Annotated in this window: 10 protein-coding genes; 6 read left to right on the forward strand and 4 right to left on the reverse strand. The window is 74.3% G+C overall.

Annotated features, from left to right (window positions below; all coding sequences use genetic code 11):
- Positions 1–275: 275 nt before the first annotated feature.
- Positions 276–1991, forward strand: coding sequence for a nucleobase:cation symporter-2 family protein (locus CP968_RS02390; protein WP_268253222.1), 1716 nt, complete (start codon positions 276–278; stop codon positions 1989–1991).
- 43 nt (positions 1992–2034) lie between these two features.
- Here the strand turns inward: CP968_RS02390 and CP968_RS02395 are convergent, their stop codons facing one another.
- A complete protein-coding gene (locus CP968_RS02395; protein WP_150516396.1) occupies positions 2035–2757 on the reverse strand; it encodes a hypothetical protein in 723 nt (240 codons plus the stop codon).
- A 105-nt stretch (positions 2758–2862) separates the two neighbouring features.
- Here CP968_RS02395 and CP968_RS02400 point away from each other — a divergent pair, with 105 nt between their 5' ends.
- Entirely contained in the window at positions 2863–3498 is a 636-nt protein-coding gene (locus CP968_RS02400; RefSeq protein ID WP_150516397.1) for a TetR/AcrR family transcriptional regulator, read from the forward strand.
- Between the two features lie 134 nt (positions 3499–3632).
- On the opposite strand, the gene CP968_RS02405 is transcribed toward CP968_RS02400, so the two are convergent.
- Both CP968_RS02405 and CP968_RS02410 read right to left on the reverse strand, forming a co-directional pair.
- On the reverse strand, positions 3633–4766 hold the full coding sequence (locus CP968_RS02405) for a CU044_5270 family protein (protein ID WP_189828799.1): 1134 nt from the start codon (positions 4764–4766) through the stop codon (positions 3633–3635).
- Positions 4763–5401 (reverse strand): RNA polymerase sigma factor, encoded by a 639-nt coding sequence (locus CP968_RS02410; RefSeq protein ID WP_150516398.1) that lies wholly within the window; start codon positions 5399–5401, stop codon positions 4763–4765. Before CP968_RS02410 ends, CP968_RS02405 begins: the two co-directional genes overlap by 4 nt.
- Before the next feature lie 560 nt (positions 5402–5961).
- Between CP968_RS02410 and CP968_RS02415 the strand changes: the two genes are divergently transcribed.
- On the forward strand, positions 5962–6948 hold the full coding sequence (locus tag CP968_RS02415) for a hypothetical protein (RefSeq protein WP_150516399.1): 987 nt from the start codon (positions 5962–5964) through the stop codon (positions 6946–6948).
- A 118-nt stretch (positions 6949–7066) separates the two neighbouring features.
- Here CP968_RS02415 and CP968_RS02420 read toward each other — a convergent pair whose 3' ends face one another.
- On the reverse strand, positions 7067–7804 hold the full coding sequence (locus tag CP968_RS02420) for a dienelactone hydrolase family protein (RefSeq protein WP_150516400.1): 738 nt from the start codon (positions 7802–7804) through the stop codon (positions 7067–7069).
- 906 nt (positions 7805–8710) lie between these two features.
- Here CP968_RS02420 and CP968_RS02430 point away from each other — a divergent pair.
- The 3 genes from CP968_RS02430 to CP968_RS02440 all read left to right on the forward strand — a co-directional run bounded on the left by CP968_RS02430 (position 8711) and on the right by CP968_RS02440 (position 21046).
- Positions 8711–11848, forward strand: coding sequence for a non-ribosomal peptide synthetase (locus CP968_RS02430; RefSeq protein ID WP_150516402.1), 3138 nt, complete (start codon positions 8711–8713; stop codon positions 11846–11848).
- 274 nt (positions 11849–12122) lie between these two features.
- Positions 12123–17780 carry a non-ribosomal peptide synthetase/MFS transporter gene (locus CP968_RS02435; RefSeq protein ID WP_150516403.1) on the forward strand — a complete coding sequence of 1886 codons (5658 nt, stop codon included), beginning with the start codon at positions 12123–12125 and terminating at the stop codon, positions 17778–17780.
- On the forward strand, positions 17777–21046 hold the full coding sequence (locus tag CP968_RS02440) for a non-ribosomal peptide synthetase (RefSeq protein WP_150516404.1): 3270 nt from the start codon (positions 17777–17779) through the stop codon (positions 21044–21046). Before CP968_RS02435 ends, CP968_RS02440 begins: the two co-directional genes overlap by 4 nt.
- Positions 21047–21145 lie beyond the last annotated feature (99 nt).

Here is a 21145-nt window from a genome sequence, read left to right on the forward strand (position 1 = left end):
ACGCCTACCTAGAGTCCCGTCTCGTCCACAACGGAAGTTTGTTTCCGTTATGCGAAATCTGACGGTGGATCCCTCTGCCCACCCCCGCAGCGCCACCGCCTTCCCCGCCCGGACGGGCCGTCCCCCGTCTTCGTCCTCGCTCCATCCGCACGCCCCCGGTCACGCCGTACCGGTGGGCGGTGTCCCAAGGACCCAGATTGCCGTCCCGCGCCTCAGCCCGAACGCCGGGTGCGCCCGCGCACCCGGTCGACGAACTCCTTCCCGTCCGCCGCCTGGTGCCCGCCGCACTCCAGCACGTGGCCAGCATGTACGCCGGCCTCACCGCCCCGCCCCTGATCATCGGCAGCGCCCTCGGCCTGACGACCGCCCAACTCTCCACGCTGCTCGCCGCCGCGCTGCTGGTCGCCGGTCTGGGCACCATCGCCCAGACCTACGGACTGTTCGGCATCGGCGCCCGCCTGCCCCTGACCAACGGCGTCTCCTTCGCCGTCGTCTCCCCCGCCCTGGCCACCGTCGCGGCAGAGGAACGGAACGCCCTGCCCGCCATCTTCGGCGCCACCCTCGTCGCCGGCGTCGTCTGCCTGCTGCTCGCCCCCGCCTTCCGAGGGCTCGTCAGGTTCTTCCCGCCCGTCGTCAGCGGCTGCGTCATCACCCTCGTCGGCCTGTCCCTGCTGCCCGTCGCCGGCACCTGGGCCCGCGGCGGCGACGTGGCGGCCCCCGACTTCGGCTCGTCCTCCAACCTCGCCCTGGCAGCCGCCACCCTCGCGATCACCCTGGTCATCCACCGCGTGCTCGCCGGCCGCTTCCTCGGCCGGGTCGCGATCCTGCTGGGCATCCTCGCGGGCACGCTGATCGCCGTCCCCCTCGGGAAGGTCGACCTCGCCTCCCTCGGCCGGGCCCCGCTGCTGGCCCTGCCCGAACCGTTCGCCTTCGGCGCCCCCGCTTTCGTGCCCTCCGTGATCGCCACCGCCGTGGTCGTGATGGTCGTCTCCATGATGGAGTCCACCGCCTCGCTGCTGGCGCTCAGCGCGGTCACCGGCCGCCCCGCCCAGGACCGCACCATCACCGGAAGCCTGCGCGCCCAGGGGCTGGCGACCGTACTCGGCGGCGTCTTCGGCGCGTTCACCAGCACCGTCTACGCCCAGAACGTCGGCCTGGTCGCCCTCAGCCGCATCCGCAGCCGCTACGTGATCACCCTGTGCGGCGCGATCCTGGTGCTCATGGGGCTGGTGCCCGTCCTCGGCTCCCTCGTCGCCCTGGTCCCGCTGCCCGTCCTCGGCGGCGCCGGAGTGGTCTTCTTCGGCTCGGTCGCCGTCGCGGGCATCCGCACCCTGGCCAAGGCCGCCCTCGGCTCCGGCCACAACAGCCTGATCGTCTCGGTCGCCCTCGCCGTCGGCCTGTTCCCCATCGCCGACGCCGGCTTCTACGCCCGCCTGCCCGCCCCCGTGGCCACCGTCCTCGGCTCGGGCATCACCGCCGGATGCCTCGTCGCGGTCCTGTTGAACTACGCCCTCAACCACCTCGGCGGCGGCGCCGAGGACGATCCGGAGGTCACCCCGGCCGAACCGGACGGGCTCCCCGGCACCCCCGACGCGGCGCCCGGCCCCCGTCACGCGGGCCTCCGCTTCGACCCCCACCCGGCCGCCGCCCGGACGGGCGCCCCGCCGCGGCTCGGCGGAGCCGCGCGGGCGCCGCAGCCCTTCGACGCGTGGCCCCCCTACGTGACGCCCGCACCCGACCCCGCCCCGCAGTACCCCCCGTACCGGGACCCGACCGCCGGCGCAGCGGAGCACACCTCCGCGCCCCCGCCCGGAACCATCCCGTCCACCGGACCCGCCGAAGCCGCCCCCTCGGCCCCCGTCTCCTTCCCGGGCCCCCTGCACCCCCTCCGCACCCGCCACGCACGCCCCAACCACCCCGAACCGGCGGCCGATCCCACCGCCCGGCCCGGACAGCACCCCCCGCCGCCGCCCCGGCCGGGTGACCGCTGACCCCTGACGCCGCCCGGCACGCGCCCCCGCCCGAGCGGGCCCGCTACGGCACGGACCCCGCCGGGCCGCCTCCGGAAGGAGCGCCGGCCGGAGCGGGGCACGGTACGGAAGGCCGGGCGACGAGGCAGGTGAAGGCGCCCAGGAGGAAGCCGTACACGGCCACCAGCCCGTGGCCGTTGGACTGCGCGCACCACATGGCCAGCCCCAGCACGGGAACCCCCGCGGCCAACAGGCCCTCCGTGCTCCGCGCCCCGCCCCGACCGGCCCGGACGACGCGCACGAGCAGGGCCGCGGCCAGGGTCGCACCGAGGAAGTAGGTGGCGCCCGAACTGCCGGCGAAGTTGCGGGGGTCGGTGCTGTGGTGTCCGCCCGCGCCGACCAGGGCGTCGATGTGCTCGGGCAGGAGGATGCCGCAGAGGAACAGGCCCAGCGCGATCGGGGTCCCCCAGAACCAGTCGGCCAGGGCGGCGACGACCGCGAGCGTGGCGATGTTCCAGGCCCCACCGAACACTCCGCCGTTCTGCACGAACACCGAGGTGACCACCCGCCACCAGCCGGACCGGGACGGATCGCCGTCCAGGGCGTCCATCGCGCCGGCCCAGCACAGTTGGAGCGCCACCCCGGCCAGTGCGAGCCCGGTCAGCACCACCGCCGTCCACGGGACGCGCCGCCCGCGCAGCGCGCCCTCCCCCGACAGGGCCTGTCCCCCCTTGAACATCAGAACCATCAGTGCCGCCGTGGTCACGTTGAACACCAGTGCACCCATCGCCACCGCCCCCCCTTCGGTCTTCGCCGCTTCCGGCAGGAACGACCGTAGCCGCACGACGGGCCAATTTCAAACAGTGTTAGAAAACCGGGTAGGCTCTCCCCCGTGAAGCTGACAGCGGAGAAGATCATCGACGCCGGCATGGCCGTGTTCGCCGAATCCGGCTACCACGGGCTGTCCATGCGGCGGGTGGCGCAGCGTCTCGACGCCCAGGCCGGGAGCCTGTACTACCACGTCCCCAACAAGAGCGCCCTGGTCCGGCTCATGGCGGACCGCGTCGCCCGGCAGGCCTACGACGCGGGCACCGCCGCCCTCGCCGCGCTGCCCCCCGGGGCGCACTGGCGGCAGCGGATCGAAGCCCAGCTCCTGCCGCTGCGCCACAGCATCCGCCGCCATCCCGGCGGCGCGATCATGCTCGCCGACAGTCCCAAGGTGCTCAGCCCCGGCGCGATGTCCTTGATGGAACGCCTGTTGGAGACCCTGCGCGAAGCCGGGATCCCCGTCGAGCACCGCGCGGTCGGCGCGGACACCCTGCTCAGCCACGTCACGGGCTTCGTGCTGCAGGAACAGACGCAGTCGCCCACCCGGGCCGTCACCGCCGAGGACGCGGCCGCGCTGCGGGAGAGCTTCCCCCTGACCGTCGCCGAGGCCGGCGCCCTCACGGAGGACGAGAAGTTCACCCGCAGCGTGCGACTGCTGTGCGCCGGCCTCGAAACCCTCCTCCCGACGACGGTGCGCTGAGGCCACCGCACCGGCGCAACGCGCCGCGCCGGTGCCGGACCACTGTTGCCCGACCGCCGCTGCCCGACCGCCGCTGCCCGGCCGCCGTTACCCGGTCACCGTTGCCCGGCCGCCGCTGTCGCCGCGGGCCGCCCTCAGGCGGTTCCGCCCGACCCCGGGCGCATCTTCTGCGCGTCGACGACCCCCCGCTCCAGGACGGCGGTGCGCTCGACGACCGTGCCGGACTTCACCCCGTCGTACTCCCTGACCTGGACGGCGCGGCTGCCCAGGTAGGCGAAGGTCGTACGGTCGAAGACCAACTCGGTGCGCTCGCCGGTCCTGTCGTCCAGGCGGGCCAGCGCGAGGCCGGTGCGGCCGACCGCGTCCTGCGAGTTCTGGACGACGACCACGCCGGGGATCTTCGCGGCGGCGCGGTAGAGCGCGGCCGCGGTCGGGGCCGGCACGAGCTGCTCGTTGATGATCTCCTTGACCCTCTCGAACGCCTGCTGGTCCCGGTCGCGCGGGCCGTTGGCGGACGCGTAGATCGTCTTCAGCAGCGCCTGCGGGTCAGCCGGCTGGGCCTTCAGCCACACGTACGACAGGGGGGCGGCCTCGCCCTCGATGTCCTTGCCGTTCCGGGGCTTGGAGTGGGGGTTGTCGCTGCCGAGGCCGATGCCGCCCTTGGGCTGGTAGCCGGGCTCGTCGAGCCAGCCCCTGCTGGCGTCGGGGGACTTCCAGATCTCGCGCTGGTGCAGCGGCTGCACCCACGTCCTGGACTCGTTGGTGTCGAAGTTGTGCGAGGAGGACAGGAAGGACACCTTGCTGTTGATGTAGATGTACTGGCCGGGCTTCGGCTCCGGAACCTGCTGCGCGCTCGCGGCGTCGGCGATCCGCTGGACGGTCGCGACGAGCTGGATCGCACTGCCCTCCTCGACCGCGACGACGGGCGCTGCGACGGCGTCGGCGCCCGTACGCCCGTCCGTGCCACCGCTGGTCAGCACGCCGACGGTGAAGACGGCGGCGAGCGCGACGGCGGTGACCGGGACCGCGATCAACAGGGCGCGCCGGACCGGCCGCGCCGTGGGCTCGTGAGCCGGTGCGGGGGTGCGGATCTCGTTCAACAGGTGCTCCTCGAACAGCAGCTGGCGGTCGAGCGGCATCGGAGGGACCGACGGGCCCGGCAGCAGCCGGGCGAGCTCCGCGTGGTCCGGCTCCGCGTGATCCGGCTCGGTGCGGTCCCACGCGGTGTGGTCCACGGGCTCGGTCCGCTTCCAGAACTTGCGGGTCATCCGTACGTCTCCTCGTGCGACTCGTACGACCGGGCCGCGGAAGTGCGGCCGCCCTGTACTTGTCCGGGACGCGGAAGCGGTTCCCGGTTCTTCTTCAGTTCCTGCTCGGCGAGTTTGCGCAGTCGCGCGCGGGCGCGGGAGAGGCGCGAGCGCACGGTGCCGACGGGAACGCCCAGCGCCGCGGCGGCCTCCGCGTACCCCAGTCCGGACCAGACGCACAGGGTGAACACCTCGCGCTCGGTGCGGCGCAGCTTCTTCAGCGCCCGGTGGGCGGCGGCGAGCTGGTCGGCGTCGGCCATGCGTCCGACGAGTTCGTCGGCGAAGTCCGGGACGGTGTCGCGGGCGGGCAGGCGCCCGAGGGCCGCCTGGTGGCGGCGCGCGGCGCGCGTGGTGTTGCGCAGCACGTTGACGGCGATGCCCATGAGCCAGGGGCGCGGGCCGGCCTCGTGGTCGAGGAGCCGGTCCCGCAGCCGCCAGGCCTCCAGATAGGTGAGCGAGACGATGTCCTCGGCGAGGGCCCGGTCACCGGTCACGCGGACGGCGTGCCGGTGGACCAGGGGGGCATGGTCGCGGAAGAGTTCCCTGAACGCTTCGGGGTCCCCCGCGCGTATCCGGGCGTGCAATGAGTAGTCCACGAACTGCCTTGTCCACCGGGGGCGCCCGGTTCCGGTGACCTGCCTCACACGTGTCCGCGAGGACGGGTGGGAACCATGGTCGCAGGCAGGGGACCGGGTGGTGTGGTGCTGCGGGCCCCACCCCCGCACGGGGCACGGGGCGGGGCCGGGCAGGGGTCCGTCAGATCTGCTGGCAGTAGAAGGCAGGTGCTCCGTCGAACCACCATTCGCACTGGTCGCTGGCGTGACTGGTGCCTCCCAGACCGAGTGAGAGAACAGCCCCCAAGGCCACGACGGTCAGTGCCCTGCGCACAACGGACATGATGCTCCTTCGAGTAGCGGGACGCGGGACCTCTGCCCTTGCCGCGAACGCGGTGTCCCCGGAGGCATCCCAGCAGGTGCGCGAAGCCGCGGCCATCTTCTTGAAGATCCTCGAACCATCCACCCACGAGGCGAAGGCACGACCTCACCCGCGCAACCGCCGTACCGCCGTACCCCCTTACCGCTAAGTACCGCTGTACCGCCCTCCGCGGGCGTGCGATCCTGGCCGGCACCGCCCACGGATGCAGTCAGGAGAACGCGTGCTCCAGCCGTCCGCCGCAGTCGCGCTCGCACCACACGACTCCCTCCGGGTATCGGTGGTCCACCATCCGGGTACCGCCCTGTTCTGCCTGCTCCTCGATCTGCTCGGCATGTCGGGTCAAGGAGTTCCGTCCGCTCTGCGCGCGGCGGTCCGCTCGGCGGTCCCGGCCGGGGACATCGGCCGCCTGGAGACCCTGTTGCGGCCGTACGGGCTTCCCGAGTGCCTCGTGCCGCTCGCCGGACCCGACGTACCGAGCGGCCTGGAGCAGCTGAGGGAACAGGACCTCGCGGAGGTGAGCGAGCAGGCACTGCGGTGGACCGGGACGACCCACCGCGCCCCTACCGCCCCGTGGTCCCGTCTCATCGACCGCCCCGCCCCCTACGTCGCCGCCTTCGCCCGCGTCTTCTCCGCCATCTGGTCCGCGTACACGGCCGTATGGCAACGGGCGCAGCCCCTGCTGTGGCGCGAGACCGAACGCATCGGCACCGCGGCGGTGACCGGCTCGCTCGACGTCGTCCTCGCCGCACTCGCCAACCCGTGCTGGCGCGTGAGCGGCGACACGCTGTACTGCCCGCCCCTGCACACGGCCCAGGCACGTGTCCGGCAGCCGTACCGGCGGCTCGTGCTCACTCCCCTCGCCTGCGGCAGCGACACCCACGCGATCAGTCCCGGCGGCCCCGACGGCGCGACCCTCGCCTACCCGGCCCCCGGGCTGGCCCTGGCCCTGGCCGGCGCCCCGCCCCGGCCCGCCGGCGATCCCCTGACCGTCCTCCTCGGGCACGCCCGCGCCACCATCCTGCGCCTGACGGTTCTCACACCGACCATGGCCGAGATCGCCACGGCGCTCTCGTGCAGTTCCGGCACCGCCACCTACCACTGCGCCTTCCTGGAGTCCGCGGGCCTCCTCACACGCCGCCGACGGGGCCGCCAGGTCCGGCTCCACCTCACGCTCCGCGGCGAGGCCCTCCTCGACCTGCCGGCGTGAGCCATCCGTCGGGCGCGCCGCTCATCGAGGTGGGCCGGAACCTGGCCTCGATGAGCGGCGGCCCGATCGGCTGCGCCCACCGGTCATCGCCGGTCCGGTACGCAGTCGAAGCTGCGGCCTAGCGCAGGTGCCGGGCGAAGAAGCGGGCGCCGGTTTCGAGCTCGAACTGCGGCACGCCGGTGTGGCCGCCGAGATTGGCGTGCAGGGTCTTCTCCTGGGAGCCGAAGGCGTCGAACAGGTCCAGGGACGCCTGCCGGTCGTTGCGCTCGTCGTCCCACTGGAGCAGGACGTGCAGCGGAATGGTGACCTGGCGGGCCTCCTCGAACACGGCGGCCGGTACGAGGCTCCCGGCGAAGAAGCCGGCGGCCGCGATGCGGGGCTCGACCACCGCGAGGCGGACGCCGATGGAGATCACTCCCCCTTCGTACCCGACCGGGCCGCCGATCTCGGGCAGCGTCAGGAGGGCGTCCAGGGCGCTCTGCCATTCCGGGACGGCCCTGTCGACCAGCGGGAGGACGAGGGCGGCGACGATCTCGTCGCCGACCGGTTCGCCGGCCTCCATCGCGCGGCGCAGGTCGGCGCGGGCCTGCTCGGCGGCGGGCCAACGGGGCCGGTCGCCGCTTCCGGGGAGCTCGATGGTGGCCGCTGCGAAGCCGTACTGCGACGCGTAGTACCGGGCCCGCCCCGCCAGCCGGGGGTACATCGTGCGCAGTCCGAGCGGGGGGTGGCCGATGAGGATCAGCGGCGCCGGCCCCGATGCGGACGCGGGGGTCCACAGGATGCCGGGGATCTCACCGAGCGTGAACCGGCGTTCGTGGACGCCTTCGTCGAGACGCTGTTCGGAAGTGAAGTGCACGGTCGTGCCTTTCGGGAGTGTTCTTGAACGGCGCTCCCGGACGACCTACCGCCCGACCGTGACCCCGGAGGAGAGCACCCATGTCGATACTGCGTTCACGGGTACCACCTCCTCGTTCTCTCGCACGGCCTCCGGAAACGTAGCAGTGGCGGCCGGGGTCGGACAACAGGTTTCCGCGGAGGTGCGCGCCTCGCGCTGCGGCGCGGCGCGCCCGGACCGGGCGGAGGGCCGACCGGCTGGGGGTCGGCCGACAGGAGGGCCGGCCGGCCGGCTCGTGGGGATCGGCGCCTCGGGGCGGATCGGTGGCATGGGCGTCCCGAACGGTGCGGACATCGAGCCCGCGGGGGCGGCGAGGCGGCTTCCCGCAGCGACGCGCGGCCGGCCGCTCGCGTACGCCGACGGCCTCGCCGAAACCCTCCGCGGCCCCCTCGGCGACCGCCTCGGCCCGCTCCCCCGGTTGTCGTTGATATGCAGCCAGCCGCAATGGAATTGACGGTTCGTCAACAGTGATCGCGACTGCGAACGCCCAGGTGGGTGTCGGTCCGGACCGGCGCGCGAACGGCAGTTGCATCCGGGCGGCGGACGGCCCTTGACGGCGCATGGGGGGTGTGCGAATCTCTCGACAGGTCTGGACCAATTATTGTGCATCGGGCGAGTCCGGAGCCATCCAGACGTCTCGGCGGATCCCGGGACGTCCGGCGCTCCTGACCGCTCACGGCCGTCGGCCGGTCCCCGGGGGGTGGACCGGACGCCACACGGCGGCCTGAACCGACTCCCAACCCGGCTGTCGCAGCCCGCCGTCGGCATCTGAAGCCCCGACGTGCGGCAACCCGTACCTCGCTCCGCGTCCGCACGTTCACCCGTGCTGCTCCTCCACCCTGCTCCGACGTCCTAAGTGAGCCACCGATGTCCGAAGTCCTCTCCCTGCCCGACCGCATCCCGGCCTCGCCGGCCCAGCAGGGTGTCTGGCTGACCGATCGCCTGGGACTGGCCCGCGAGGCGTTCCACATGCCGGTGCGGATCTCGTTCGACCGGATCGACACGGCGGCGCTGGCAGCCGCGGTGACCGCCGTGGTCGGGCGCCATCCGGCGCTCGGCGCCCGACTGGTGGAGCGCGAGGGCCGGGTCTGGCAGGAACCCGCGGCGCGGCGGCCCGAACTGGTGCGGCTCGAAGCGCCCGCGGACGAGGCCGACCTGGAGAAGCGGCTGGAGGAGGACGCCGCTCGTCCGTTCGCCCTGGAGACCGGTCCGCTCAGCCGCTTCACTCTCTACCGGCGCGCCGACGGCAGTGCCGAGCTGCTGGTCACCGCCCACCACGCGGTCTTCGACGGCAACTCCAAGGACGTCCTGATCCGGGACCTGGCGGCCGCGTACCGCTCGGCGCCCCTGTCCGCGACCACCACACCGGCCCCATCGGCAACACCGGCCCCGTCGGTCGCACCGACCGCACCGGCCGTGGAACCGGACACCGTGCGGAGGGCTGCCGAGTGGTACGGGCCGCGATGGGCCGCCGCCAGCGAGCCGGTCCTGCCCGGAGCGCCGCGCACCCCCCTCGTCGCCGGAGCCGGTGCGGCGGTCGAGTGGCGCCTTGACGGCGCCGAGGCGGGCGAGTTGGCCGCCGCGGCCGCCCTCGCCGGCACCACCGTCTTCGAGTTCCTGCTCACGGTTCTGCACGGACTGCTGCGCCGCTACGGCGGCGAGGCGGTGCCGGTGGCCGTCCCGTTCTCCACTCGGACACCCGAACTCGCCTCGGATATAGGGCTGTTCGTCAACGAACTGCCTGTTCACGCGCCGGTGGCCGATGCGTCCGAGACCTTCGCCTCCCTCGCCGCCGCCGTCCGGGCCGAGCTGCGGGCCGGCTACCCGTACCGCGGTGTGCCCTTCGGCAGCGCCGTTGCGGGGCTGGGACCGCGCGTCGGCCTGACCCCGGTCTCGCTCGGCTACCGGCGGCGCGGACCGGACCCGGATTTCGCCGGCACCGGGGCCCGGATCGCCTGGGCCGTGTACAACCGCACCGCCCGCAACACCCTCCACCTCCAGATCGTCGAGGCCCCCCACACCCCCGGCACCCCGCACGCCGGCATCGACTTCAGCCTCCAGCACGACCCGGCCGTGATCGCCCCGGACACCGCCCGCCGGATCGCCGGCCACTACAGCACCCTGCTCGCCGGCGCGGTCGCCGCGCCCGCAGCCCGGTTGCTGGACCTGCCGCTGCTGGACGCCGCCGAACTCCGGGCCGTCACCACCACCCCGAACGCCACCGACCGCCCCTATCCGGCCGACCGGACCGTGCTCGACCTGGTCCGCGCCCAGGCCGCCGCCACCCCCGACGCCATCGCGGTCAGCACGACCGGACGCCACCTGGGCTACCGGGAACTGCTGGCCCGCGTTGACCAGTTGGCCGCTGCGCTGCGCGCCGACGGGGTGCGGCCAGGCGATCTGGTCGCCCTGCACCTGGACCGCACCGCCGACCTGCCCGCCGCGCTGCTCGCCGTCCTCGCCACCGGCGCCGCCTACCTGCCGCTCGACCCCGGCTACCCGGCCGAACGCCTCGCCCTGGTGCTGCGCGACTCCGGTGCCGTTCTGGTGCTCGCCGACCGCGAGCCCGCCCCCGCGGTCGCCGCCGCCGCACCCGCGGTCCTCCGGCTCCCCGCTCCGTCGGCCCAGGACCCGGCCCAAGGCCCGGCCGCGGCCGCCCCCCTGACCGCCCCCGGTCCGGACGACGTGGCGTACGTCCTCTACACCTCCGGCTCCACGGGCCGCCCCAAGGGCGTAGCGGTCGGCCACCGGGCGCTGGTCAACCTGCTCACCTCCTTCGCCGACCGGCTCGGCTCGGGCCCTCGGCACGCCTGGCTGGGCCTGACCTCCCTCTCGTTCGACATCTCCGCGCTGGAGCTCTACCTGCCGCTGATCACCGGCGGTCGCCTGGTGCTGGCCCCGGACGGCCTCGCGGTCGACGGACCCGGCCTGCTCGCACTGATCGGCGCCGAGGGCGTCACCCACGTCCAGGCCACCCCGTCCGGATGGCGGGTGATGCTCACGGCGGGGACCGGCGCGGACGCGCTCACCTCCGTCACCGGCCTGGCCGGCGGCGAGGCGCTGCCCCTGCCGCTCGCCCGCGAACTGCGCGCGCGCACCGCCCGGCTTTTCAACGTGTACGGGCCCACCGAGACCACCATCTGGTCCACCTGCGCCGAGCTTCCCGCCCAGCCCGACCACGTCAGGATCGGGCGCCCGATCGCCAACACCCGGGCCTATGTCGTCGACGAGCAGCTGAGCCCCACCCCGGTCGGCATCCCCGGCGAGCTGCTGATCGGCGGGGACGGTGTCGCCCACGGCTACCTCGGCCGACCCGGGCTCACCGCCGAACGCTTCGTGCAGAGCCCGTTCGGGCCGCCCGGGGCCCGGCTGTACCGCACCGGGGACCGCGCCGCGTGGACGCCCGAGGGCGAACTCGACTTCCTCGGCCGGATCGACGACCAGGTCAAGATCCGCGGCCACCGGATCGAACTCGGCGAGATCGAGTCCGCCCTGCTGGAGCACCCGGAGCTCGCCCAGGCCGCCGTTGCCGTCCGTACCGAGGACGACGGTGAGCCCTTCCTGGCCGGCTACCTGGTCCCGGCCGCCGGCGCCCGCCCGCCCGCCCCCGCCGAACTGCGCGACCACCTGATGCTCACGCTGCCGGCCGCGATGGTGCCGCAGCGCTGGCTCACCCTGGAGCGTCTGCCGCTCACGCCGAACGGCAAGCTGGATCGTCGGGCCCTGCCGGTACCGCCGCGCGAGGCTCCGACACCGCAGAACCACGACGACGCCGGCGCCGGCGACGAGACGACCGGGACGGTCCGCCGGATCTGGGCCGAGGTGCTGAACCTGCCCGATGTCGGCCCCGAGGACGACCTGTTCGACCTCGGCGGGCATTCGCTGACGGTGATCCAGATCGCCGCCCGGATCCGCGACGCGCTCGGCGTGGAACTGGACTTCGACGTCTTCTTCGACGTCCCCACCCCGGCCGGCATCGCCGCCGCCGTCCGCACACACCTGTAGGTCCCCCGCCCGGCACCGGGCACCCGGCACGGCGAGCACGACCCGCGCCGCGACCGGTACCCGGAGCACGTCCCGCCCGGCGGCCCACGGCACCCGAGTACACCAACCCACCCCGCCCGCGACGCCGGGCACACACCGCTCGGCCGCGCCCGGACGGCTGCCCGGGCACGACTCCTCCGGCCGCGCCCGGACCCCGGGCACAGTCCCTCGGCCCTGCCCGGACCGCCGCATCCGCCCCCCTCGATTTCCCGTCGAACGCCCGAACAGGAACACGATGACGGACACCCAAGACGTGCCCACCGACTGGTCCGCTGCCAAGCGCGCCCTGCTCAGCCAGCGGCTGCGCGGCGCCGCGGCGCCCGCCCGGGTGGTGGACCCCCGCCCGGCGGACACCGCGCCGCCGCTCTCCAGCGGCCAGGAACGGCTCTGGTTCATGGACCAGCTCGCTCCCGGCTCCACGGCCTACACCCTGGCACCGGCCCGCCGGTTCCGGGGCCCCTTCGACCGCGCCGCACTGGACGCCGCGCTGACCGACCTGGTGGTCCGGCACGAGAGCCTGCGGATGACCTTCCGCACCAGCGAGGCCGGCACCGCCGAGGTCCGGGTCGCCGAGCCCGCGCCGTTCGCCGCCCGGCACCTGGACGCCAGTGCGGACCCGGACCCGGAGGCACGCGCCACCGCCGAACTGGGTGCGCTGATCGCCGAACCCTTCGACCTCCAGGCCGGACCGCTACTGCGCGCCCTGGTGGTCCGGATCGCCGAGGACGACCACGTCCTGGCCCTGGTGATGCACCACATCGTCTGCGACGGCTGGTCGATCGACCTCCTCAACCGCGAGCTCGACCTCCGCTACGCCCACCACGCCCACGGCGCTCCGGGTGAACTACCTCCCCTGCCCGTGCAGTTCGGTGACTACGCGGCGTGGCAGCGGAGCCGTCTGGAAGACGGCCGGCTCGCCGCCTCGCGCGAGCACTGGCGCGTGGAACTCGACGGCGTACCGGCCCTGGAGCTGCCGTCCGACCGGCCCCGCCCGCCGCTGTTCACCTTCGACGGGGCCGCGACCGAGTTCCACTGGAGCCCGGAGCTCTCCCGCCGGGTCGGCGAGGCGGCGCGGGCCTACGGCGCCTCCACGTACATGGTGCTGATGGCCGCGTTCCAGGCCCTGCTGGGCCGGCACACCGGCCAGCGCGACTTCGCCGTCGGCTCCGCCGTCGCCGGCCGGCTGCACCGCGAACTCGAAGGCGTGGTGGGCGCGTTCGTCAACATGCTGCCGATCCGCGCGCGACTCACCGCAGGTCTCGACTTCGGCCAACTGATCAGCCGGGTCCGCGAGACCACGCTCGACGCGTACGCGCACCAGGAGGTGCCGTTCGAGCAGATGGTCAGCGATCTCGCGGTGGAACGCGACGTCAGCCGCGCCGCCGTCTTCCAGACCACCTTCGCCTTCCAGAACTACGGCGACCACGCCGCCGCCCCCACCGCGGGCCGGGACTCCGAGGGCTTCGGCTACGAGGCGACCACCACCCACGCCGACCTCGCCCTCTACATGCGCGAGAAGCCGGACGGCGGCCTCTACGGCCTGTTCACCTACCGCACCGACCTCTTCGACGCCGCCACCGTCGAGCGCCTCGCCGAGCGGTTCGAGCTGCTGACCGCGGCCGGCGTCGCCGACCCCGCCCTGCCGGTCGACCGGCTCCCGCTGCTCGGCGCGGCCGAGCGGACGGCCGTGCTGGAGACCTGGGCGGCGGGTCCCCCGCTCCCGGACACCGGTCCCGCCACGCTCACCCGGGCACTGGCCCGGACGGCGGCCCGGACGCCCGACGCGCCGGCGCTGGTCTTCGAGGACCGCACGCTGACCTACGGCGGTCTCGAACGGCGCGCCAACGCCATGGCCCGGCGCCTGCGGGCGCTGGGCGTGGGCGCGGACGACCGGGTGGCCGTCTGCCTGGAGCAGTCCGTCGAGCTGGCGGTCGCCCTGGTCGCCGTGCTCAAGGCCGGCGGCGGCTACCTGCCGCTCGATCCCGAGCAGCCCCCGTCCCGGCTCGCCCGCCTGGTCGCCGACTCCGGAGCCAAGGTCCTGATCACCGACACCGTGCTGCGGGCGCGGTTCGGCGACCATCCGGCGGTCGACCTGCTGACCGACGGGGACGACGACGCCACGCAGGCGGACGGGGCCCCGCTGGAGGAGGTCTCCGGCGCCGACCACCTGGCGTACGTGATCTACACCTCGGGCTCCACCGGCACGCCCAAGGGCGTCGCGGTGCAGCACCGCCAGATCCTCAACTACCTGGCGGGCGTGGGCGAGCGGCTGCGGATCGAGCCCGGGGCCTCGTACGGGCTGCTGCAGTCGCTCTCCTTCGACTTCAGCATGACCATGCTCTACCTGGCGCTCACGACCGGCGGCCGGGTCCACCTGCTGCCGCGCCGGATCGCGGGCGTGGAGCTGGCCGCGGAGATCGAGCGGGCCGGTATCGACCACCTGAAGATGACGCCGTCCCACCTGGCCGCGCTGACCGCCGACGCACCCCTCGAACACCTGCTGCCGCGCCGTGCCCTGGTCCTCGGCGGCGAGGCCAGCAGCCGGTCGTGGGCGGCGGGCATCGCCGCACTGGGCCGGTGCGCGGTGTTCAACCACTACGGGCCGACCGAGGCGACGGTGGGCATCACCGTCCACGAGGTCACCGCCGACGGGCTGGGCGCGCCGGGCAACACCCCGATCGGCAGGCCGCTGGCCGGCGGGCGCTGCTACGTGCTGGACGGGGAGCGCAACCCCGTTCCGCCGGGCGTCACCGGCGAGTTGTACCTGGGCGGGGACCGGTTGGCCCGGGGCTACCTCGGGCGGCCGGACCTGACCGCCGAGCGGTTCCTGCCCGATCCGTACGCCGGGCCGGCCGGAGCGGCCGCCGCGGAACCGTCCGCGGCCGACCCGTCCGGCGCCGACGGGTACGCCCCGGGGGCCGCCGGACCGCGGATGTACCGCACCGGTGACCTCGCGCGCTGGCGCGCCGACGGGACCCTGGACTACCTCGGCCGCGGCGACGACCAGATCAAGGTCCGCGGCTACCGGGTCGAGCCCGGCGAGATCGAGGCCGCGCTGACCGCCCTGCCCGGCATCACCCAGGCGGTGGTCCTGGCCCGCGGCGAGGGCGTCAAGCAGAACCTCGTCGCCTACCTCGAACGCCCCGCCGGCGGCGAACCGCCGGCCACCGCCGAGCTGCGCGCCACCCTGGGCGAGGTCCTGCCGGACTACATGGTCCCGGCCCGCTACGTGGTGCTGGAGCGGCTGCCGCTGCTGGCCCACGGCAAGGTCGACCGGAAGGCGCTGCCCGAACCCGCGGACGGCCCGGCCGCCGGCGCCCACGTCGATCCCGAGGCCGGGGCCGAGCAGGTGATCGCCGCCATGTGGGCGGACCTGCTGGACCTCCCCCGGGTCGGCGCACTGGACGACTTCTTCGAACTGGGGGGCCACTCCCTGCTCGCCACCCAGGTGGTCGCCCGGATGCGCCGCGCCTTCCCCGACCTGGCCGTCCCGGTCGGGGTGATGGACCTGTTCACGCACCCGACGGTCCGTCGGCTCGCCGAGCTGGTGGCCACCCCCGAGGCCGACCGCGGCCCGCGCCGGCTGCTGCACCTGCTCACCCCCGAGCGCCGCACGGTGGCCGCCAGTGTGGTCTGCGCCCCGTACGGCGGCGGCAGCGCGCTGATCTACAAGCCGCTCGCCGACGCCATGCCGGCGGACTGGGCCCTGCACTCCCTCGCCGTACCCGGCCACGAGCTGGGCGAGGAGGCCATGGACATCGACGAGGTCGCCCGGCTCTGCGCGGAGGAGATCCTCGCCGACGTGGCCGGACCCCTGGTGCTCTACGGGCACTGCGGGGTCGGCGTCCGGCTGACCGTGGAGATCGCCCGCAGGGTGGAGGCGGCCGGCCGGAAGATCGACGCGGTCCACCTCGGGGGCATCTTCCCGTTCGCCCGCCCGAAGGGCCGCGGCGCGGCGCTGGCCGAGCGCTTCGCCGAGCTGGCCACCCGCCTGCGCAGCGACCAGGGCATGATCAACGCCCTGGCCGCGGCGGGCCTGGACGTGGACGAGGTCGACGAGGAGCAGCTGCGGCTGATCGTGCACAACCGCCGGGTCGGCACCAAGGGCGCCGAGCGCTACTTCGGCGAGCTGTACGAGAGCGAGGGCGGCGCCATCGCGGCGCCGGTGATCGCCGTCTGCGGCGACCGCGATCCGGCGACCGAGTTCTACGAGGAGCGGTTCCGCGAGTGGCACCGGATCACCGGGACCGCCGCCGTGGTGGTCCTGGACGAAGCCGGGCACTTCTACCTCAAGTACCGGGCGGAGGAGCTGGCCGACATCCTCACCGGGGTGCACCGCTCGATCGCCGCCGGTGAGGAGGCGCGCCACGCACGCACCCCCGACGCCACCTGGTGGTTGGCCGGCCTGTCCCGGAACGCGGACGGGACCGAGCCCGAGGCGGAGCCGGGGCCCGGGCAGCCGGGGAAGCCGGAGCCGGCCGGGACGCCGGTGAAGCCCGAGCGGTCCGGGCGGCCGGAGACGGCACGGAAGGCCCGCCGGCGGCGCCCCGTCCACCCGACCATGGGCCGCTTCCTGGCCATCGCCACCGGCCAGCAGCTCTCGATGATCGGCTCGGCGCTCACCGAGTTCGCACTGCCGATCTGGATCTACCTGCAGACCGGCTCGCTGTTCCAGCTCGGCCTGCTCGCGGCCTTCGGCCTGGTCCCCGGCATCGTGGTCGCCCCGCTGGCCGGTGCCATCGTCGACCGCGGCGACCGCCGCCGGGTGATGCTGGGCGGCGACATCGCGGCCGGCCTGACCCAGGGGGCCCTGCTGGTGCTCTACCTCAGCGACTCGCTGGAGATCTGGCACTGCTACGTGATGATCTCCCTGCTCTCCGCCTCCCTCGCCTTCCAGCGCGTCGCCTGGGGCTCGGCGGTGCCGCAGCTGGTGCCCAAGCGCTTCCTCGGCCGCGCCAACGGCGTGGTCCAGATGGCCCTCGGTCTCGCCCAGTTCCTCGTTCCGCTGATCGCGGTCGGCATCCTGCACGTGATCGGCCTCGGCGGCATCCTGGTCTTCGACGTCGTCAGCTACCTGATCGCCACGGGCGTCACCCTCGCGGTGCGCTTCCCCGACGTGATGGCCGCCACCCGCCGCGAGAGCGTCGGCGCCGAGATCCGGGCCGGCTTCCAACGCGCCCTCGGCAGCCGGCACTTCAGGGCCATGCTGTTCTGGTTCGCGGCGCTGAACATCTTCCTCTCCCCGCTCTTCCTGCTCGTCACCCCGCTGGTCCTCTCCTTCTCCTCGACCGCGTCGGCCGGCTGGGTCTCCACCGCGGCCGGCCTGGGCGCCGTCTTCGGCGGCCTCACCCTGCTGGTCTGGGGAGGCCCGCGCCGGATGCGCCTGCGCGGCGTCCTGTTCGCCACCCTCGGCCTCGCCGCCGCCTGCGTCGTCACCGGCCTGCGGCCCTCGGTGGCCGTGGTCGCCGCCGGCGCGTTCGGCATGACCTACGGGCTGGCGCTGCTCAACGGCATCTACGCGACGGTCGTCCAGACCAAGGTGCCGATGCGCTTCCACGGCCGGGTGATCGCGGTGAACACCATGGTCGCCTGGTCGACCCTGCCGATCGGCTTCGCCCTGGTCGCCCCGGCCGGTCCCGAACTGCTCCAGCCCCTGATGGACGAGGGCGGCGCGCTGGCCTCCACGGTCGGCGCGCTGATCGGCACCGGCGACGGGCGCGGCATCGGCCTGCTCTACCTGGTGTTCGGCCTCGCCATGGCCGTACTGGTCCTCATCAGCTTCTGCATTCCCGTCCTGGCCCGCTTCGACCGGGAAGTCCCGGACGCCGAGTCCGACGACCTGATCGGCCTGAAGACCCTGCAGGCCCGCGCGAAAAGCGAGACGAACGCATGACCTCTCCGACCTCGACCATCCGGTATCCCCTGACCGACGAGCAGCGGCGCCTCTGGTTCCTCCAGCAACTGAACCCGCTGGACTCGGGGTTCAACATGTACCTGAACCGGCGCTGGAGCGGCCCCGTCGACCCGCGGGCGCTGAGCCGGGCGCTCACCCGGCTCACCGTGCGGCACCAGGTGCTGCGCACCCGGTTCGAACTGGACGGCGAGCAGCCCGTCCAGGTCGTGGAGCCCGTGCGGGACGTCGAACTGACCCTGGTTCCGATACCGGACGCCGCGGAGGAGTCCTTCACCGCGGCCTGCGCCCCCTTCGCCAACGCCCCCTTCGACCTGGGCGAGCGTCCGCCGCTGCGGGCCGTCCTGGTCAGTGCCGGCGCGCACGAGCACGCCCTGGGCGTGGTGGTGCACCACATCGTCTCCGACGGCTGGTCGTTCACCGTGCTGTGGCGCGAACTGCTCGCGCTGTACCGCGAGGAGATCGGCGAGGCGGCGGCCGGACTTCCGGAGCTCAAAACGCAGTTCGGCGACTTCGCGCTGGCCGAACGGACCAGGCTGGACGGCGGTGCGGCCGAGGAGGCGGTCCGGTACTGGAGCGGACGACTGGCCGGCGTCGGCGCCCTGCGGATGCCGCTGGACCACCCCCGGCCCGCCGGGCCCGCCCACCCGGCCGGCTTCGCCGACCTGGCCCTCGGCCCGGGCCTCGTCGCGGGCGTCGACGCCCTGGCCCGCGAGCAGCGCTGCACCCCGTTCATGGTGCTGCTCGCCGCCTACCAGTGCGTGCTGGCCCGCTGGAGCGGCAGCTACGACTTCGCCGTCGGCACCCCGCTGGCCGGCCGCAACGAGACCGCCCACGAGGACCTGCTCGGCTACTTCTCCCGCACCGGGGTGATCCGCGCCGACCTCACCGGCGAGCCCGACTTCCGCACCGTGCTGCGCCGGGTGCGCTCCGCCACGATGGCCGCGCTGAGCCATCAGGACGTCCCGGTGGAGCGGGTGGCCGCCGAACTGGCGCTGCCCGTGCTGCCCGGTGTCGGCCCCCTCTACCAGGCGGTGTTCGTTCACCAGAGCCAGTACGAGCTGGCCGGCGCCGACGGGGGGACCGCGCTGCCCGCGGGCGTCCGGACGGCGAGCATGGACTCCGGTTTCGACCGGGCCAAGACCGATCTGCTGCTGGACAGCTGGCGCACCCCGGACGGCGGGATGACGCTCTCGTTCTGCTTCGACCGGGAGCTCTTCGAGCGCGCCACGGTCGAGGCCCTGGCGCGTCGGGTCCGCGACCTGCTCGCCCGCGCCGTCGTGGACGTGGAGGTCCCGCTGCACGGCGACTGGCTGCTGGCCGGCGACGAGCGCGCCGCCCTGCTCGCCCTCGGCACCGGACCGGCCGTCGCCGAGGTCGCCCGCCCGATCCTGCGCGCCTTCGCCGACCAGGTCGCCGCCCGTCCCGGCGCACCCGCCCTGGAGTGTGCGGGCGAGGTCCTCGGCTACGCCGAACTCGACGATAGATCAGACGAGTTGGCCGGTCGGCTGGGCCCGGTGGCCGGCCGTGCGGTGGGCGTCCGGATCGAGCCGTCCTTCGAACTGGTCATCGCGCTGCTGGCGATCTGGAAGGCCGGGGCCGGCTACCTGCCGCTCGACCCCGCGCACCCGGCCGAGCGCCAGCGGCTGATGCTCGGTGAGGCGGACGCCGCCCTGCTGCTCACCGGAGGCGAGCGGCCGGACCTCGGAGTCCCGGTACTGGCCGTCGGCGATCCGGACACCGGGCCCGGACAGGCCGGCACCGCCGGCACCGGGTCCGGGGACACCGGGTCCGCACGGAACGCCGCGCTGCCCGGGACCGACCCGGGCGGCCTCGCCTACGTCCTCTACACCTCGGGCTCCACCGGAACCCCCAAGGGCGTCGCCGTCGAGCACGCCGCTCTCGCCGAGCGCGTCCGGTGGATGGCCGGCCCCGAGGGCTACCGGCTCGGGCCGGGCGACCGGATCGTCCAGTTCGCCTCCATCGGCTTCGACACCCACGCCGAGGAGATCTGGCCCGCCCTCTCCGCCGGCGCCTGTGTCGTCCTGCTGCCCGGCGGCGGCCGGATGCTGCCCGACCTGCTGCGCAGCGAGGCCGGACGGTCCGTCACCGTGCTCGACCTGCCCACCGCGTACTGGCAGGAACTGGTCTCGCTCGCGGACCGGGCCCCGTGGCCGCCGGCGCTGCGCCTGGTGGTCCTCGGCGGTTCCGAAGCGCGCGCCGCCACCCTCGCCCAGTGGCGGGAGCGGCACGGCGACACCGTCCGCCTGGTCAACACCTACGGCCCGACGGAGGCCACCGTCATCGTCACCGCGGGCGAGCTCTGCGGCGGCCCCGGCGACGGCGTCGGCCGTGGGCCGTCCGCCGAGCGGCGGCCGCCGCTCGGCCGGCCGCTGCCGGGCGTACGGCTCTACCTCCTGGACGAGCGCGGCAGCCTGCTGCCCGCCGGCTCGGAGGGCGAGCTGTGGATCGGCGGCGCCGGTCTCGCGCGGGGCTACCTGGCCCGGCCCGAGCTGACGGCGGAGCTCTTCCTCCCGGACCCGTTCGCCGACGCCCCGGACGGCCGGATGTACCGCACCGGTGACCGCGCCCGGTGGCGCACCGACGGGCAGTTGGAGTTCCTCGGCCGCGCCGACGACCAGGTGAAGATCCGCGGATACCGCATCGAGCCCGCCGAGATCGAGACCGCCCTGACCGCCCACCCGGCGGTCGGCCGGGCGGCGGTACTGGTCCGCGACGGCCGCCGACTGATCGCGTACGCCGTCCTTCGACCGGCCGGCGGTCAACGGGACGCGGCCGCGCCGACGGCGGACGGACTGCGCGAGCACCTGGCGCTGCGGCTGCCGGCCTTCATGGTGCCGGACGCCGTGGTGCTGCTCGACACGCTCCCGCTCACCGCCAACGGCAAGATCGACACCGCGGCCCTGCCCGACCCCGACCCGGCGGGCGCCGCCGCCGGGTACCTGGCGCCCCGCACCGATGCCGAGGCCCTGATCGTCGACCTCTGGCAGGAGGTGCTCGGCGTACCGAAGGTCGGCGTACTGGACGACTTCCTCGCCCTCGGCGGGGACTCGCTGCTGGTCACCAGGGTCGCCGCCCGCATCCGGGCCGGGGTCGGCCTCGACGTCCCGATCCGCGACGTCTTCGAGAGCCCCACCCCGGCAGCCCTGGCGGCCCGGATCGAGGCCCTGCTGATCGCGGAGATCGACGCCCTCAGCGAGGAGGAGGCCGCCGGCCGGCTGGCCTGACTCCGCGTTCGGGTCGCCGCACCGCCATCTCCCCTTCCGCGCAGCGGATCTGCCCTTCCCCGCCCCGCCTCACCGCCCGCCACGCATCACACCGGAGAA

The sequence above is a fragment of the Streptomyces subrutilus genome, assembly GCF_008704535.1.
GTDB classification, from domain to species: Bacteria; Actinomycetota; Actinomycetes; order Streptomycetales; family Streptomycetaceae; genus Streptomyces; species Streptomyces subrutilus.

What these genes read in the sequence shown, in the direction of transcription:
- CP968_RS02440 (WP_150516404.1), top strand. Translation starts at nt 17,777, where the DNA reads ATGACCTCTCCGACCTCGACCATCCGGTATCCCCTGACCGACGAGCAG.
- CP968_RS02405 (WP_189828799.1), bottom strand. Translation starts at nt 4,766, where the DNA reads ATGACCCGCAAGTTCTGGAAGCGGACCGAGCCCGTGGACCACACCGCG.
- CP968_RS02435 (WP_150516403.1), top strand. Translation starts at nt 12,123, where the DNA reads ATGACGGACACCCAAGACGTGCCCACCGACTGGTCCGCTGCCAAGCGC.
- CP968_RS02395 (WP_150516396.1), bottom strand. Translation starts at nt 2,757, where the DNA reads ATGGGTGCACTGGTGTTCAACGTGACCACGGCGGCACTGATGGTTCTG.
- CP968_RS02430 (WP_150516402.1), top strand. Translation starts at nt 8,711, where the DNA reads ATGTCCGAAGTCCTCTCCCTGCCCGACCGCATCCCGGCCTCGCCGGCC.